Source organism: Isoptericola variabilis, from assembly GCF_050311655.1.
In the GTDB taxonomy this organism is placed as follows: Bacteria; Actinomycetota; Actinomycetes; order Actinomycetales; family Cellulomonadaceae; genus Isoptericola; species Isoptericola variabilis.
In genome coordinates this window covers 80,585-96,470 of record NZ_JBNOZM010000004.1, presented here as the reverse complement: position 1 = coordinate 96,470, position 15,886 = coordinate 80,585, and the positions used below count along the sequence as shown (strand labels likewise).

16 protein-coding genes and 3 tRNA genes are annotated in these 15,886 nt (G+C 73.4%); 7 read left to right on the top strand and 12 right to left on the bottom strand.

All coding sequences use genetic code 11. The features are described 5' to 3' along the window. Positions 1–99: 99 nt before the first annotated feature. Both lpdA and rnhA read right to left on the bottom strand, forming a co-directional pair. Entirely contained in the window at positions 100–1,503 is a 1,404-nt protein-coding gene (gene lpdA, locus ACQP60_RS10250; RefSeq protein ID WP_429731683.1) for a dihydrolipoyl dehydrogenase, read from the bottom strand. Positions 1,504–1,555: 52 nt separating this feature from the next. Beyond that, complete coding sequence (gene rnhA / locus ACQP60_RS10245; protein ID WP_429731680.1) at positions 1,556–2,008, bottom strand: ribonuclease HI; 453 nt, start codon at positions 2,006–2,008, stop codon at positions 1,556–1,558. Positions 2,009–2,137: 129 nt separating this feature from the next. Between rnhA and ACQP60_RS10240 the strand changes: the two genes are divergently transcribed. Beyond that, a complete protein-coding gene (locus ACQP60_RS10240) occupies positions 2,138–3,001 on the top strand; it encodes an LLM class flavin-dependent oxidoreductase (protein WP_429731677.1) in 864 nt (287 codons plus the stop codon). A gap of 36 nt (positions 3,002–3,037) precedes the next feature. Here the strand turns inward: ACQP60_RS10240 and leuD are convergent, their stop codons facing one another. Continuing rightward, positions 3,038–3,676: a 3-isopropylmalate dehydratase small subunit gene (leuD, locus tag ACQP60_RS10235; RefSeq protein WP_429731674.1), complete on the bottom strand. Its 639-nt coding sequence runs from the start codon at positions 3,674–3,676 to the stop codon at positions 3,038–3,040. Between the two features lie 37 nt (positions 3,677–3,713). Then, positions 3,714–5,189, bottom strand: a complete 1,476-nt coding sequence (gene leuC / locus ACQP60_RS10230; RefSeq protein ID WP_429731671.1) for a 3-isopropylmalate dehydratase large subunit — start codon at positions 5,187–5,189, stop codon at positions 3,714–3,716. Positions 5,190–5,355: 166 nt separating this feature from the next. On the opposite strand from leuC, the gene ACQP60_RS10225 reads away from it, so the two are divergent. From ACQP60_RS10225 to ACQP60_RS10215, 3 genes are all read left to right on the top strand, one after another. Next, complete coding sequence (locus ACQP60_RS10225; RefSeq protein WP_079574616.1) at positions 5,356–6,075, top strand: IclR family transcriptional regulator; 720 nt, start codon at positions 5,356–5,358, stop codon at positions 6,073–6,075. Positions 6,076–6,239: 164 nt separating this feature from the next. Next, entirely contained in the window at positions 6,240–6,407 is a 168-nt protein-coding gene (locus ACQP60_RS10220; protein ID WP_176168850.1) for a hypothetical protein, read from the top strand. 22 nt (positions 6,408–6,429) lie between these two features. Beyond that, a complete protein-coding gene (locus ACQP60_RS10215) occupies positions 6,430–7,227 on the top strand; it encodes a PH domain-containing protein (protein WP_429731667.1) in 798 nt (265 codons plus the stop codon). Positions 7,228–7,326: 99 nt separating this feature from the next. On the opposite strand, the gene ACQP60_RS10210 is transcribed toward ACQP60_RS10215, so the two are convergent. The 3 genes from ACQP60_RS10210 to ACQP60_RS10200 all read right to left on the bottom strand — a co-directional run bounded on the left by ACQP60_RS10210 (position 7,327) and on the right by ACQP60_RS10200 (position 7,683). After that, positions 7,327–7,399: transfer RNA gene (locus tag ACQP60_RS10210), tRNA-Glu, on the bottom strand. A 60-nt stretch (positions 7,400–7,459) separates the two neighbouring features. Continuing rightward, a tRNA-Glu gene (locus ACQP60_RS10205) sits at positions 7,460–7,532 on the bottom strand. Positions 7,533–7,611: 79 nt separating this feature from the next. Beyond that, positions 7,612–7,683, bottom strand: a tRNA-Gln gene (locus tag ACQP60_RS10200). A 152-nt stretch (positions 7,684–7,835) separates the two neighbouring features. Here ACQP60_RS10200 and ACQP60_RS10195 point away from each other — a divergent pair. Next, the gene (locus ACQP60_RS10195) at positions 7,836–8,642 is read left to right on the top strand and encodes a class I SAM-dependent methyltransferase (protein ID WP_429731664.1); all 807 of its coding nucleotides are present in this window, start codon (positions 7,836–7,838) and stop codon (positions 8,640–8,642) included. 9 nt (positions 8,643–8,651) lie between these two features. Here ACQP60_RS10195 and ACQP60_RS10190 read toward each other — a convergent pair whose 3' ends face one another. Then, positions 8,652–9,560 (bottom strand): LysR substrate-binding domain-containing protein, encoded by a 909-nt coding sequence (locus ACQP60_RS10190; protein ID WP_429731661.1) that lies wholly within the window; start codon positions 9,558–9,560, stop codon positions 8,652–8,654. A 69-nt stretch (positions 9,561–9,629) separates the two neighbouring features. Between ACQP60_RS10190 and ACQP60_RS10185 the strand changes: the two genes are divergently transcribed. Then, complete coding sequence (locus ACQP60_RS10185; protein WP_429731658.1) at positions 9,630–10,826, top strand: YeiH family protein; 1,197 nt, start codon at positions 9,630–9,632, stop codon at positions 10,824–10,826. Between the two features lie 57 nt (positions 10,827–10,883). Here ACQP60_RS10185 and ACQP60_RS10180 read toward each other — a convergent pair whose 3' ends face one another. From ACQP60_RS10180 to gltX, 3 genes are all read right to left on the bottom strand, one after another. Then, on the bottom strand, positions 10,884–12,245 hold the full coding sequence (locus ACQP60_RS10180) for a carboxylesterase family protein (protein ID WP_429731656.1): 1,362 nt from the start codon (positions 12,243–12,245) through the stop codon (positions 10,884–10,886). Positions 12,246–12,321: 76 nt separating this feature from the next. Next, positions 12,322–13,062 carry an HAD family hydrolase gene (locus tag ACQP60_RS10175; RefSeq protein WP_429731653.1) on the bottom strand — a complete coding sequence of 247 codons (741 nt, stop codon included), beginning with the start codon at positions 13,060–13,062 and terminating at the stop codon, positions 12,322–12,324. Beyond that, positions 13,059–14,537 carry a glutamate--tRNA ligase gene (gene gltX / locus ACQP60_RS10170; protein WP_429731650.1) on the bottom strand — a complete coding sequence of 493 codons (1,479 nt, stop codon included), beginning with the start codon at positions 14,535–14,537 and terminating at the stop codon, positions 13,059–13,061. The genes ACQP60_RS10175 and gltX overlap by 4 nt, the downstream gene beginning before the upstream one ends. 80 nt (positions 14,538–14,617) lie before the next feature. Here gltX and ACQP60_RS10165 point away from each other — a divergent pair, with 80 nt between their 5' ends. Further along, positions 14,618–15,322, top strand: coding sequence for a flavin reductase family protein (locus ACQP60_RS10165; protein ID WP_429731648.1), 705 nt, complete (start codon positions 14,618–14,620; stop codon positions 15,320–15,322). Here the strand turns inward: ACQP60_RS10165 and ACQP60_RS10160 are convergent. After that, positions 15,295–15,885, bottom strand: coding sequence for an NUDIX hydrolase (locus ACQP60_RS10160; protein ID WP_429731645.1), 591 nt, complete (start codon positions 15,883–15,885; stop codon positions 15,295–15,297). The genes ACQP60_RS10165 and ACQP60_RS10160 overlap by 28 nt on opposite strands. Position 15,886 lies beyond the last annotated feature (1 nt).

The window sequence follows — 15,886 nt, the reverse complement described above, 5'->3', positions numbered from 1 at the left end:
GATCACCCTGCGCACCTGCTGGAGAAAGGTAAGGCCCGAACCCGCGGGACTCCGCGGGTTCGGGCCTCGTATGACCGACGGTCGTAGGACGAGCGGCCGTCAGAAGTTGATCATGTGCCCCACGATGCCGTGGATGGACTCCTGGATCGCCTCGGACAGCGTCGGGTGCGTGTGCACGTTGCGCGCGACCTCGTCGGCGGTGAGGTCCCACTTCTGCGCGAGGGTGAGCTCGGGCAGCAGCTCGGAGACGTCCGGGCCGATCATGTGGGCGCCGAGCAGCTCGTTGTACTTGGCGTCGGCGACGATCTTGACGAAGCCGGTGGGGTCGCCGAGGCCGTGGGCCTTGCCGTTGGCCATGAACGGGAAGGAGGCGACCTTGACGTCGTAGCCTTCGTCCTTGGCCTGCTGCTCGGTGAGTCCGAACGACGCGACCTGCGGGGAGCAGAACGTGGCGCGCGGCATCATGCGGTAGTCGCCGAGGGTCTGGGTCTCGGCGCCGGCGATGGTCTCGGCGGCGACGACGCCCTGCGCCTCCGCGACGTGCGCCAGCATGAGCTTGGCGGTGACGTCGCCGATGGCGTAGATGTGCGGCACGTTGGTGCGCATGTGGTCGTCGATGGCGATGGCGCCGCGCTCGGTGAGCTGGACGCCGGTGTTCTCGAGGCCGAAGCCCTCCACGTTCGGCGCGAAGCCGACGGCGGACAGGACCTTGTCGACGACGATCTCGCCGGGCTTGTCGTCCTTGACGCCCTTGTAGGAGACGGTCACCGACGAGCCGTTGTCCTTGATCGTCTGGACGGCGGTCGAGGTGAGGAGCGTGATGCCGAGCTTCTTGTACTGCTTGGCGATCTCCTTGGAGACGTCCGCGTCCTCGTTCGGCAGGGCACGGTCGAGGAACTCGATGATCGTGACGTCCACGCCGTAGTTCTTGAGGACGTACGCGAACTCCATGCCGATGGCGCCGGCGCCGACGATGGCGATCGACTTCGGCAGCTCGCGCGTCATGATCTGCTTCTCGTAGGTCACGACGTTCTCGGACAGCTCGACGCCCGGGAGCAGCTTGACCTGCGAGCCGGTGGCGATGATCGCGTTGTCGAACGTGACCGTCTCGGTGCCGCCCTTGTTCAGCGCGACCTCGATCGTGTTCGCGTCGCGGAACGTGCCGCGGCCGTCGAACTCGGTGATCTTGTTCTTCTTCATGAGGAAGTGGACGCCCTTGGTACGGCCGTCCGCGACCTCGCGGGACCGGTCGAACGCCTTGCCGAAGTCGAACGTCACGTCACCGGACATGCCGAAGAAGTCGGCCTGGTGGTTGAAGATGTGCGCGAGCTCCGCGTTGCGCAGCAGCGCCTTGGAGGGGATGCAGCCCACGTTGAGGCAGACACCACCCCAGTACTTCTCCTCGATGATGGCGACGGACTTGCCGAGCTGTGCCGCACGGATCGCGGCGACATAGCCGCCGGGGCCAGCCCCGAGGAGGACGACGTCGTAGTGGGAAGCCATGGGTCCAGCCTATTCGCGCGCGCCACCGGTTGCGGCGTGACGTCCGTCGCACCTACCGCACGGAGTCGACGCCCAGGTTCGCGAGCTCGTCGGCCCGCTCGTTCCCCGGGTCGCCGGCGTGCCCCTTGACCCACACCCAGCGCACGTCGTGCTTGGTGACCTCGGCGTCGAGCGCCTGCCACAGGTCCACGTTCTTCACGGGCTTCTTGGCCGCGGTGGTCCAGCCGTTGCTCTTCCAGCCCGCGATCCAGGTGCGCATGCCGTTCATCACGTACGACGAGTCGACGTGGATCACCACGGTGCTGGGCCGCTTGAGCGCCCGCAGGGCCTCGACGACGGCGGTGAGCTCCATGCGGTTGTTCGTCGTGACGGTCTCGCCGCCGTAGAGCTCCTTGGTGTGCTCTCCCGACCGCAGCAGCGCACCCCAGCCCCCGATGCCGGGGTTGCCCTTGCAGGCACCGTCGGTCCACATCTCGACCAGGGGCTTCTCGCTCTCGTCAGGCACCCGCACACCCTACGTTCCCGGCGTCCCCTGGCCGTGTCGGACGGCGCGCGTAGCGTCGGTCGGGATCCCGCGACGACGACGTCCAGGACGACGCCCGGGACGACGCCCACGATGACGGAGGAGACGCGCATGAGGTTCGGTTTCGTCGGCAGCTTCGGCACCCCGCAGCAGAACGTCGCGCTCGCGCGCGAGTGCGAGGAGCACGGCTGGGACGGCTTCTTCAGCTGGGACGGGATGAGCATGGGCGACTGGGGCGGCGACGCCCTCACCGCCTGGGACCCGTTCGCCGTCCTCGCGGGCGCGGCGGCCGTGACGGAGCGCATCACGCTCGGCGCGATGGTCTTCGCGGTGCCGCGGCACCGGGCGTGGGAGCTGGCGCAGCGCGCGCTGACGGTCGACCACCTCTCGGGCGGTCGCCTGGTGCTCCCGGCGGGCGTCGGCGTGCTCGACGACCGCGGCTTCACGTCCGTGCCCGGCCAGCCGACGGCGCTGCGCGAGCGCGCCCAGCGCCTCGACGAGACGCTCGAGTGGGTGCGCACGTCCTGGTCGGGCGAGGAGTTCGAGGCCGACGGCGCGCAGGTGAGCACCGGCCCGTTCCGGTTCGCCGCTCCCCCGGTCCACGGCCGCATCCCGGTCTGGCCGGTCGGCGTCTGGGACGCGACGAACCCGCCGCTGAAGAACCTGCAGCGCACGCTGCGCTGGGATGGGATCGTCGTGCAGGCGCGCGGCGCGACGCCCGAGGAGGCGGAGGCCGGGCCCGACGCGGTCCGCGAGCTCACCGCGTGGATCGCCGAGCAGCGCGGGCCCGACGCCGGCCCGTTCGACGTCGTCGCATCCGGTCTGCTCTCGTCCGACAGGGACGAGGCGCGCGACCAGGCCCGCGCGTTCGCCGACGCCGGCGCGACATGGTTCGTCGACTCCTGGTGGGACCCGGCGGAGGCGACGCCCGAGCGCCTGCTCGAGCGGGTGCGTCAGGGCCCGCCCACCCTCTGAGGATGGACGGGCCCTGACGTGGACAGGTCGAGCGGGTCAGCCGACCGGGCGCGCCGGCTCGATCGGGACGCTCGGCAGGTGCTTGGCCGGCAGCGTCCTGGGGCGCCAGGCCGCGCGCTGCGCCTCGAACGCCTTGATGTCGTCCTCGTGCTGCAGCGTGAGGCCGATGTCGTCGAGGCCCTCCATGAGGCGCCAGCGGGTGTAGTCGTCGATCTGGAACGGGACGGTGACGTCGTCGGCGTGCGCGGTGCGCGCCTCGAGGTCCACGGTCACCTCGGTGCCCGGCTTCGTCTCGAGGATCTTCCAGAGGATCTCGATGTCCTCCTGCGCGACGACGCCGGCCACGAGGCCCTGCTTGCCCGAGTTGCCGCGGAAGATGTCCGCGAACCGGGGCGCGAGGACGACCCGGAAGCCGTAGTCCTTGAGCGCCCAGACGGCGTGCTCGCGGGACGAGCCGGTGCCGAAGTCGGGTCCCGCGACGAGCACGGAGCCCGTCTTGTAGGCGTCCTGGTTGAGGACGAACGACGGGTCGCCGCGCCACGCGGCGAACAGCGCGTCCTCGAAGCCCGTGCGGGTCACGCGCTTGAGGTAGACGGCGGGGATGATCTGGTCGGTGTCGACGTTGCTGCGGCGCAGCGGCACCCCGACGCCCGTGTGGGTGGTGAACTTCTCCATGACGAACTCCTGGACGATCTTCTGCGACGGGGTGGGGTCAGACGAAGGACGGCGCGGACAGCGGCGCCAGCGGGGTGCCGTCGAACGTCGTGAGGTCGACGTCGCCCTCGAACTCGAGGTCGGCGACCGACGACAGCGTGCCGCGGACGGCGGTCGCGGCCGCGACCAGCGGCGACACGAGGTGCGTGCGCCCGCCCTTGCCCTGGCGGCCCTCGAAGTTGCGGTTCGACGTCGACGCGGCGCGCTCGCCCGGCGCGAGCTGGTCGGGGTTCATGCCGAGACACATGGAGCAGCCGGCGTTGCGCCACTCGGCGCCGAACTCCTTGAAGATCACGTCGAGGCCCTCGGCCTCCGCCTGCAGGCGCACGCGCGCCGAGGCGGGCACGACGAGCACGCGCACGTCGTCGGCCTTCTGCCGGCCCTGGAGCACCTTGGCCACCGACCGCAGGTCCTCGATGCGGCCGTTGGTGCACGAGCCGATGAAGACGGTGTCGACCTTGATGTCGCGCAGCGGGGTGCCGCCCTCGAGGCCCATGTACTCCAGCGCGCGCTCGGCGGCGACGCGGTCGCCCGCGTCGGCGATCTCGGACGGCACCGGGACGGACGCCGACAGGGGCAGGCCCTGCCCGGGGTTGGTGCCCCACGTGACGAACGGCTCGAGGTCCGCCGCCTCCAGCACGACCTCGGCGTCGAACTCGGCGTCGTCGTCGCTGCGCAGCGTCTTCCAGTACTCGACCGCGGCGTCCCAGTCCTCGCCCTCGGGCGCGTGCGGACGACCCTGGAGGTACTCGAACGTCGTCTCGTCGGGCGCGATCATGCCGGCACGGGCGCCGGCCTCGATGGACATGTTGCAGATGGTCATCCGCGCCTCCATCGAGAGCTTGCGGATGGCCTCGCCGCGGTACTCGAGCACGTAGCCCTGACCGCCGCCGGTGCCGATCTTGGCGATGATCGCCAGGATGATGTCCTTGCTGGTGGCGCCCGGGGGCAGCTCGCCGTTCACCGTGATGGCCATCGTCTTGAACGGGGCCAGCGGCAGGGTCTGGGTGGCGAGCACGTGCTCGACCTCGGACGTGCCGATGCCGAAGGCCAGCGCGCCGAACGCGCCGTGCGTCGAGGTGTGCGAGTCGCCGCACACCACGGTGAGCCCGGGCATCGTCAGGCCGAGCTGCGGGCCCACCTGGTGGACGATGCCCTGGTCCGCATCACCCAGCGAGTGGATGCGGACGCCGAACTCCTTGGCGTTGTTGCGCAGCGTGTCGATCTGCGTGCGGCTGGTGAGGTCCGCGATCGGCAGGTCGATGTCGAGCGTCGGCGTGTTGTGGTCCTCGGTCGCGATCGTGAGATCGGGACGGCGGACGGGACGCCCGGCCAGGCGCAGCCCCTCGAACGCCTGCGGGCTCGTCACCTCGTGCACGAGGTGCAGGTCGATGTAGAGGAGGTCCGGCGCCCCGTCGCTGCCACGGCGCACCAGGTGCGCCTCCCAGACCTTCTCTGCCAGCGTGCCGGCCATCATGTGCTCCTCGTCCGCCGCGTCCCCGCGGCCGTCGTGCGTGTGCTGTGAACTCGGTGGATACCGTCGGTCGGAACCCGCCGGGCTCGTACCGTGAGACGGTCCCGTCCCGTGAGATGCGGTCCTCGACTTGCAATCTCAGTGACTGAGACGTCAATATCGTCCTATGGACGATACTAGCGGAGTCGGCGTACTCGACAAGGCCGCGTCCGTGCTGGGCGCTCTGGAGGCTGGTCCCGCCACTCTGGCGCAGCTGGTCTCCTCGACCGGGCTCGCCCGCCCCACGGCGCATCGACTCGCCGTCGCCCTCGAGCACCACCGTCTCGTGGGCCGCGACATGCAGGGCCGGTTCGTGCTCGGACCGCGCCTCAACGAGCTCGCGACGGCGGCCGGCGAGGACCGGCTGCTCGCCGCGGCCAACCCCGTGCTCACGGCACTGCGCGACCACACGGGCGAGAGCGCACAGCTCTACCGCCGCCAGGGCGACCATCGCGTGTGCGTGGCCGCCGCCGAGCGGCCGGTCGGTCTGCGCGACTCAATCCCCGTGGGCGCCACCCTCACGATGCACGCGGGCTCCGCGGCGCAGATCCTCCTCGCCTGGGAGGAGCCGGACCGCCTGCACCGCGGCCTGCGCGAGGCCGTGTTCACCGCGACGATTCTGTCCGGCGTCCGGCGCCGCGGCTGGGCGCAGTCGGTCTCCGAGCGCGAGCTCGGCGTCGCGTCCGTCTCCGCGCCGGTGCGCGGGCCGTCCGGCCGGGTCGTGGCGTCCGTGTCCGTCTCCGGGCCGGTCGAGCGCCTCACCCGCCAGCCGGGCCGCCTGCACTCCGCCGCCGTCGTCTCCGCCGCCAACCGCCTGACCGAGGTGCTGCGCCGCGCCGGCGAGTGACCCGCGCGACCCACCAGCACCGATACCCGCTCCGACACCGGGCCCGGCCCGCCGCGACTCCACGCGGCGCGCCGGGCCCGGTGCTGTCGGGCCCCCGCCCAGGTCAGTACGCTCCTGGCTGACGGGGCAGCCCTGCCCTGCGACCCGAGAGGCGTGAGGACCTGATGCCCGCGAAGGCCAAGACACTGCTGATCTGGATCGTCGTGATCTTCCTGATCTACGCGATCGTGAGCAGCCCTGACCGTGCGGCGAACATCGTCACGGCGATCTGGGACTTCATCACCAACGCGTTCTCCAGCTTCGGGCAGTTCTTCGCGAACCTGACCGACTGACGACCGACGGCCGGAGAACCCTGTGACCACCGACGAGAGGCGTCAGCGCGAGGCCGTGCGCGCCCACGCGCACCTGCGTCGGTACGTGCTGCCGAACGAGCGGGTGATCGTCGCGACGCGGCACCACTGGGCGCTGCTCCTCGAGCCGATCGCCACGACGGCCGCCGCGTTCCTGCTGATCGGCACCATCGTCATGTCGACGCCGGTCGACGTGCGCTCCACCGTGGGCTGGCTGTGGGTGGCATGGTTCGTCGTCGCCGGCCGCCTCGCCTGGAAGTGGCTCGAGTGGCGCTACGAGTGGTTCGTCGCGACCGACAAGCGCCTCCTGCTGCTCTACGGGCTCGTCGTGCACAAGGTCGCGATGATGCCGATGAAGAAGGTCACCGACATGGGGTACTCGCGCAGCCCCACGGGCCAGGTGCTCGGCTACGGCCGCTTCGACATGGAGTCCGCCGGCCAGGACCAGGCGCTGCGCACCATCAAGTACGTCCCGCGCCCGGACTCCACCTACCGCACCCTGTGCGACACCCTCTTCACGCCCGGCGGCCCGCGCCTGGACGACGACGACGACCTGGGCGCCGGCCCCACCCGGCCGCCCGACGGCGCACCCGGCGCGCCCACCGTCGTGCCCGGTCGCGAGACGTCCGAGGGTCCCCGTCCCACGACGCAGCCGATCGCCGTGCCGCCGTCGAGCCCCGCGCCCCGCCCGCCCGAGGCACAGCCCAGCGCGGGGGCGCACCCGGTGTCGTGGAAACCCACCGGCGCGAGCTACGACCACCCGCGCAGCGACGGCGCGACCGTGCCCGACCCGTTCCTCTGAGCTCATCCCCGGGGGCACCGGGCGGACGGGTGTCAGGCCCGCAGAACCCGGGAACGACGAAGGCCCGGTCCGCGTGGACCGGGCCTTGCCTTTGCTGTGTACCCCCAGCGGGATTTGAACCCGCGTTACCGCCGTGAGAGGGCGGCGTCCTAGGCCGCTAGACGATGGGGGCCTGGAACTGCGTCGAGCCGTGAGGCCCGTGCAACCGTCCATACGAGATGGACGAGCTGCGTACCCCCAGCGGGATTTGAACCCGCGTTACCGCCGTGAGAGGGCGGCGTCCTAGGCCGCTAGACGATGGGGGCCTATGACTCGTCGAACCCCGAGGGGCCGTCGTGCCGAGCACACTCTACACACCGCCACGGGCGGAAGAAGAGCGTTGCGCTGGGGTACCAGGACTCGAACCTAGACTAAGTGGACCAGAACCACTCGTGCTGCCAATTACACCATACCCCAATGGATCGGACCTCACGGGCAAATCCGACACTGTCGGAGCGCCCTCGTCAGGCCCAACGTCGGAAAACATTACCGGACGTCCGGCCGTCGGCCAAAACGCGCGCGAGGTGCCGTGCGTCACGCTCGCCCGCCGTCCGTGGCAGGCTCGCCGCATGACCTCCCCGACTCCCCCGACGCCGCCGTCGGCGCCCGCTCCCTCCCCTCACGACCCCCACGACCACGCCGACCGCGCGGCGTCGTTCGACCGGGACGCCGACGTGTACGCCCAGGTCAGGCCGTCCTACCCGCGCGAGACGGTCGAGTGGCTCCTGCCCGCCGGCGCGCGCCGGGTCCTTGACCTCGCCGCCGGCACGGGCAAGCTCACGGAGGTCGTGGTGGCCGCCGCGCCCGGGGCCGACGTCGTCGCCGTCGACCCATCGCTGCCCATGCTCGGCGAGCTGGCCGCGCGGCTGCCCGGCGTCACCACCCACCAGGGCACCGCCGAGCGCATCCCCCTCCCGAGCGCCTCCGTCGATGCCGTGCTCGTCGGCCAGGCGTGGCACTGGTTCGACACCGACGCCGCGGCGGCCGAGGTCGCCCGCGTCCTGCGGCCCGGCGGCACGCTCGGGGTCGTTTGGAACGACCGGGACGCCGAGGTCGACTGGGTCGCACGGTTCGGCGAGATCCTGCACCGCGGCGACCGGCTCGAGCCCGCCGCCGGTCACGTCCCGCCGGCAGGGTTCGGCGACGGGTTCACGTCCGTGGAGGCTGCCACGTTCCGCTGGACCGACCGTCTCCCCGCCGGCGCGCTGCGCGTGCTCGCCGGGACCCGCAGCTACCTCCTCACGCTGCCCGACGACGAGCGCGCCGCGCTCCTGGCCGACGTCGACGCGCTGGAGGCCACGCACCCCGCCCTCGCCGGTCGCGCCGAGATCGACCTGCCGTACGTGACGTCCGCCTACCGCGCCCGCCGGCGCTGACGGGGGCGGTCAGCGCGCCCCCGCGACTGCGGCCAGCCGCCGCGCGGGCGCGGACAACGACGCGCCGTCGCGCCACACCACCCGCAGCCGGCGCGACAGGTCGAGCTGCGCGATGGGGACGGTCACGAGGTGGCCCGCGGCGACGTCGTCCGCCACGGTGAGGGCGGACAGGACGGTCACGCCGTCCCCGTGACGCACGGCGGACTTCACGGCGGCCGTCGAGCCCAGGGCCGTGACGTGGGCGGGCAGGCGCACCCCGGCCTGCCCGAGCGCGTCCTCGAGGACGTCGCGGGTGCCCGAGCCGGCCTCGCGCAGCACGAGGTCTCCCGCGGCCAGGCCCGCGGGGCTGACGGACCGTCGTCGCGCCCACGGGTGCGCGGGCGCGACGACGGCCACGAGCTCGTCGTGGGCCACGGTGCGCGAGCGCAGCCCGCGCCGCACGGTCGGGCTCTCCACGAACCCGAGCTCGGCCGCGCCGTCGAGCACGAGCTCCATGACCTCGCGCGAGTTGCGCACGACGAGCTCGACGTCGGGCGCCGCGCCGGACCGCTCCCGCTCCCCGCGCCCGAACGCGGCCAGCCACCGCGGCGCCAGGTACTCGGCGATCGTGAGGCTCGCGGCCACCCGCAGCCCGGGGACGGGCGCGGACCGCAGGGCGGTGGCCGCGGCCTCGAAGCGGTCGGTGGCGTCGACGACGTCGCGTGCCGCCTCCGCGACCTGCCGCCCGACGGGGGTGAGCGCCGTGCCGCGCGGCCCGCGGGACAACAGCTCCAGGCCGAGACGACGCTCGAGGCGGTGCAGCCCGGCGGATGCCGTCGGCTGGGAGACCCCGGCGGCGCGCGCGGCGGCGGAGATCGAGCCGTGGGCGTCGAGGGCGACGAGGAGCTCGAGGGCGGCCAGGGGAGGACGTTCTGCCATAGCGTCAGTCTATGGATCGATCGGCACCTGGCGCTTCCGGGTCGCGCTGGGGGTCGCGAGCCTGGTCAGGTGTCCACCGCTCGCACCACCGATCAGCCCACCGCCCAGGTCCCGACCGCTCCCCCGACTCCCCGGAACCCCCGCGGCACGTCCGCCCTCGGCCCGGGTCTTGCGCTGGCCGCCGTGGCCACCGTGGCCCTGCTCGGCGTCAGCCGGCTCCTCACCCCGCTGACGAACGGCGCGCTGTCGCCCCTGGTCCTGGCCCTCGTGGCGGGTGCGGTGCTCGGCTCGGTGCTGGGCCGGTTCGTGCCGCGGGGCGCCCGCGCCGCCCGGTTCGCCGAGCGGGTCGGGCCCGGCACCGACTGGACGGCGCGCACGGTGCTCCGGGCCGGGGTGGTGCTGCTCGGCCTGCAGCTCTCGATCCCCGACGTGCTCGCGCTCGGCTGGCGGGGGATCGCCGTCGTCGTGATCACCGTGACGGTCACGTTCGCCGCGATCCTCGGTCTCGGGCGGCTGCTGCGGGTGCCGCGCGCCACCACCCTGCTGGTCGCCACCGGGTTCTCGATCTGCGGCGCCGCGGCCGTCTCCGCGATGACGAGCGTGCTCGAGCGCGACCCGCGCACCGCCCCCGACGGCGGTGCCGGCGCTGCCCGGCTGCGCGACGACGTCGCCGCCGCGCTCGCGCTCGTCACGGTCTACGGCACGGTCGCGATCTTCGTGCTGCCGCCGCTGGCGGGCGCCCTCGGGCTCACGGACCACCAGGCGGGGCTCTGGATCGGCGCGAGCGTGCAGGAGGTCGCCCAGGTGGTCGCCGCCGCGGGCACCGTCTCGGCCGCCGCGCTGGCCACGGCCACGGTCACCAAGCTGGCGCGCGTCGTGTTGCTCGCGCCGCTGGTCGCCGGCGCGGGCGCGCTGCTCTCGCGGCGCGCGACGATCACCGCGGCGCCCGGGGACGACGTCGTGCCCGGGGCAGCCGAGGGCCGCCCGGCGGCGCGCGGCCGACGCGCCCCGCTCGTCCCCGGGTTCGTGCTGGGCTTCCTCGCCGCGGTCCTGCTGCGCAGCACGGGCCTGCTGCCCGACGTCGTCACGGCCACCGCGCAGCAGCTCACGACGATCCTGTTCGTCGCCGCGATGTTCGCCCTCGGCACCGGCGTCGACGTGCCGCGCCTGGCCCGCACCGCCCGCCGCCCGCTTCTGCTCGGCGCCCTCGGCACGGTCGTCGTCACGGGAACCGCGCTCACCGCCGTCCTCCTGCTCGCCCCCTGAGCGAGTTGTCAGGGCCACGAGCAGGTCCTTGTGCTCCTGGTCCTGACAGGTCGGGGATCAGGGCAGGGCGAGCATCCAGGCGTAGACGTCGTTGCCGGCCGTGAGGTCGTACGTGCGCGACCAGGAGTCGTGGTCCACGCCCGGGTAGACGGTGAGCCGGGACTCCCGCGCCGGCGGCGTCGGGCAGCCCTGCAGGTGCGCCGCGGTCTCGGTGGCACCGCGGGGGTCCATGACGTCGTCCGCGTCGCCGTGGAACACCCAGGTCGCGGTGTCCGCCAGGCCGCAGCCCGCCGCGTCCCACGACGGTCGCCCGTCCGTCGCGATCGGCACCGCGCCCCGCACCGCCGGTCCCTCCCCCTGCGCCAGGTACTCCCACACGCCGACCCCACCGCAGCTCAGGCCGGTGAGGAAGACGCGGGTCGGGTCGACGTCGTAGGCCTCCAGCGCGTACTCGAGGAACCCGCGCACCTCGTCCGGCGTCGTGCAGGGGGACGTGCCCTCCGGGTGACCCAGGTCGTGCTGGACGCGGGCGCTGCACGACCCGAACCACTCCACGTTCGCGCACGCGTCGAAGGCCGGGTCCGGCGCCGGGAAGTCGTGCTGCGGCGCCAGGACGACGAACGGGCGGTCCGCCGGCCAGCCGTCGACGTCGATCAGCCACGGGACGCCCGTCGCGAGCAGGTTCGGCAGGGCAGCGGCCGACCCGTCGCCGCCCTCGTCGTAGCCGTGCAGGGCCACGAGCAGCGGCCGCGGCTCGTCCCCGTACCCGGGCGGCAGGTACTCCTGGTAGCCGAGCGGCGACGCCGTCGTCCCCGCCGGGCGGGCCGTCAGCCGGTCACCGGAGCCCGTGCCGACCAGCTCGCCCGCCGCGCGGCAGATCCCCGTGTCGAACCCCGGGTGCGGCCCCGCGACCCGTTGGTCCAGCAGCTCGACGAACTGCCCGTCGGCGTCGAGCACGTACGTGGAGCGGATCGCGCCGCGGTCGCGCGCCACGACGCGCCCGTCGACGTCCGACACGACGAAGGGCTGGCCGGCGTCGAGGCTCCGGACGCGGACCAGGCCGTCCCCGAGCCCCGTGACCGCGACGTCCCGCGTGGTGCCGTGCCCCCGTACGACGAACCGCTCACCGGTGTCGGCACGCGTGTGCACCTCGGTGTACTCGTAGACGTCGCCGAGCAGCGGCGCCACGGTGTCGCGGTCCTGGCGGACGACGTACCGGCCGGACCGCTCGCCCTCGACCTGCACCGGGTAGCCGCACTCGCCGTACTCGTAGGCGTAGGTGTCGGAGTAGGTGCCGCGGTCCACGACCGCCGCTGTCGCCGGTGGCGCGGCCGCGACGACGGCGACGGCCAGCGCGCCCGCCGCCAGCCCCGCGAGCGCACGCGCGCCCAGCCTGCCCCGGACCGCGTGTGCGCCCATGGCCTGACCTCCTCGTCGGACCGACGTCCCACGCTAGGCCCGGCGGGCGTCCGCCCGGAAGGATGAAACCTGCCGGTCAGAGCCCGAGGGCGGAGGGCAGCCCGGCGAGGCCGGGCAGCACGACGATGCCGTCGGCGCGCAGGGCGTCGGCGTCCACGTGGCGCTCGTCGTCCCGGCGGGCGCCCGGCCGGTCGAGCCAGACGCCGACCAGGCCGGCGTCGTGCGCGGCGCGGGCGTCGGTGGTGGGCTCGTCGCCCACGTACGCGGTGCGCGCGACGTCGGTGCCGAGGCGGCGGGCGCCCTCGACGAACACGTCGGGGTGCGGCTTGCCGTAGCCGAGCGTGTCGACGCCCACGAGCACGGCGACACCCTCCAGCCCGGCGGCGCGCAGCTTGCGCTCCTGCAGCTCGACGTGCGCGTTCGTCACGACGCCGACCTTCACGCCCGCGCCCCGCAGCGCCTCGAGCACGGCCGCGGAGTCGTCGAACGCCGCCCACGACCGCTCGAACGTGCCCCAGAACAGGGCGTCCCAGTCGGCGAATGAGTCCTCCGTGACGGGCTCGCCCCCGAAGGTGCGGTGCAGCAGGTCGGCGCGCAGGCGGCGCTGGGTGAGGGCGTCCGTCTCGCCGCGCGTGAAGCGCTTGTAGTACCCGCCCGGGTCGGTGCGCCAGTGCGCCAGCAGCTCGGGGTAGCGGTCCGCCGGCACGTGCGGCAGGTACTCGACGGCGACGGCGGTCAGGGCCTTGGCGAACCCGCCCTTGGTGTCGACGAGCGTGTCGTCGACGTCGAGCAGGACGCCGTCGACGCGCGCCCTCACGCGGTCGCGCCGTCGGTCGCCGCGGGCGTGGCCGGGGCGGCGTCGGCCTCGCGGGCCAGGCGCGCCAGGGCGGCGTCGACGCGCGCGAGCGTGCGCTCGCGGCCGAGCACCTCGAGCGACTCGAACAGCGGCAGTCCGATGGTCCGGCCGGTGACGGCGACGCGCACGGGCGCCTGCGCCTTGCCGAGCTTGAGGCCGTGCTGCTCCCCCACCGCCGTGACGAGGTCCTTGAGCGGCTCCGCCTCCCACGTCGCGAGGTCCGCGAGCGCCGCGCGGGCGTCCGTGAGCAGCTCGGCGGCGCCGGCCTTCATCGCCTTGGCCCAGGAGCGCTCGTCGTCGACCGGCTCGTCGAGGAAGAGGAAGTCGACGTTGTCGGTGATGTCGGCGAGCAGGGCGACGCGCGACTGGGCGAGCGGCGCGACCCTGGCGAACGCGGCGGCGTCGTACTGCTCCTCGGTCCACGGCGCCTTCGGCGCGTGCAGCCAGGGGTCGACGGCGGCGATGAAGTCCTCGACGGACATCTTCCGGATGTACTCGCCGTTGAACGACAGCAGCTTCTTGACGTCGAAGAACGCGGACGCGCTGTTGACGTCCTCGATGCGGAACCGCTCGACGAGCTCGTCGAACGGGAGGATCTCCTCGTCGTTGCCGGGAGCCCAGCCGAGCAGCATGAGGTAGTTGACCATCGCGTCGGGCAGGTAGCCCTCCGCCAGGTAGTCCTCGAGCGCGACCTTGTCGCGGCGCTTGGACAGCTTCTGGCGCTTCTCGTTGACGATCACCGGCAGGTGCGCCCACGTGGGCGGCTGCGCGCCGAGCGCCTCCCACAGCAGCTGCTGCTTGGGCGTGTTCGGCAGGTGCTCCTCGCCGCGGATGACGTGGGTGATGCCCTCGTCGAGGTCGTCCACCACGTTGGCGAGCAGGAAGACGGGCGAGCCGTCGCCGCGCGCGACGACGAAGTCCTCCATGGCGGAGTTCGGGAAGGTCGGGTTGCCGCGGATGAGGTCGACGACCTGCGTCTCGCCCTCGTCGGGGGTGCGGAAGCGCAGCGCACGGCCCGGCTCGTAGTCCAGGCCGCGGTCGCGGCAGAAGCCGTCGTAGCCGGACTGCGGGTTGCCGGTGCGGGCGGCGACGTCGTCGCGGGTGCAGTCGCAGTAGTACGCGCGCCCGGCCTCGTACAGGCGGGCCGACGCCTCGCGGTGCTTGGCGACGTTCTGCGACTGGAAGTACGGGCCCTCGAACGTCGGGTCCTCGGCGTGCATGCCGAGGGACGCGAGGGCGCTGAGGATGCCGTCCACCCACTCGGGCTTGTTGCGCGCGGCGTCGGTGTCCTCGACGCGCAGCACGAACGTGCCGCCCTGGTGCTTGGCGACCGCCCAGTTGAACAGCGCCGACCGGGCGCCGCCCACGTGGAACATGCCCGTCGGCGACGGGGCGAAGCGGACACGGACGGCGGAAGAACCAGCAGCGGGGATCACGGGCCCCAGCCTAGTTGTCCGCCGACGCGGCGTCCGATTCCCGCCGGACGGCGGCGGCCGCCCCTCCTAGCGTCGTGCCCATGACCAGCACCGCGGCCACCGCGCCCACGCAGCACGCCACGACCGACCACGTCGTCGTCGACCCCGCGATCCTGTACTTCGGCACGCCGGTCGTGCTGCTGAGCTCGACCAACGAGGACGGGACGACCAACCTCATGCCCATGTCGTCCGTGTTCTGGCTGGGACGCAGCGCGGTGCTCGGCATCGGCGCCCGCAGCCAGACGGCGGCGAACCTGAGGCGGCACCCGGAGCTCGTGATGAACCTCGCGTCGCCGGCCAACGTGGCGCACGTGGACCGCCTGGCCCTGACGACGGGGCGGCCCGAGGTCTCGCCGTGGAAGGCGCGCGCCGGCTACGTCCACGTGCCGGACAAGTTCGGCGCCGCCGGGCTGACCCCGCTCGAGTCGGCGACCGTGCGCCCGCAGCGCGTGGCCGAGTGCCTCGTGCACCTGGAAGCGGTGGTCCGGCAGGTCCGGCCGCTCGGCGCCCGGCCCGGGGACGACCCGGGCGCGGCGCGGCAGCTCACCGTCGAGGCGGAGGTGACGCGCGTCTGGGTCGACCCGGCGATCCGCCTGGACGGCCACGCCGACCGGATCGACCCGGACCGGTGGCGGCCGCTCGTGATGAGCTTCCAGCGGTTCTACGGCCTGGGCGGCCAGGTGCACCCCTCCCGGCTCGCCGGCATCGACGAGGACCGCTACCGCGAGCCGCGGACCGCCTCCTGACGAGCGCGCACCCGCGCGACGGCGAGCGCCACCGGCTCGGCGAGGTCCGGGTTCGGCAGGTCGTCCACCGGCCACCAGCGCACATCGAGGGACTCGTCGCTCACGGCATGCCGGGCGCCGTCGGGCGCGACGGCGACGAAGCGCACGTCCAGGTGGTGCGCGTCGCCGTCGGGCCCGCAGAACGGCACGGCGTGCTCGTCCAGGTGCACGGGCACGGGGTCCAGGTCGACGTCCAGCCCGGACTCCTCGGTGGCCTCACGCCGCGCCGCGGCGAGCAGCGTGGCGTCGCCGGGCTCGGGGTGCCCGCCGAGCTGGAACCAGCGGCCCGCCTTGGCGTGCAGGGTCAGCAGGACGCGCGAGGCGTCCGCGGACAGCACCACCGTGGAGGCGGTGACGTGGTCCGGGCGGCAGGTGCGCAGCACGCCGTCCGGACGGGCGTCGAGGTGCGTGACGAACCGGTCGCGCAGCGCACGCTGACCGTCGTCGGCCGCGGGCATGCTCCGCAGCACCTCGCGGGCGTCGGCGCGCAGGTCGGCGACGGCGGCGACGTCGGTCGCGGTCACC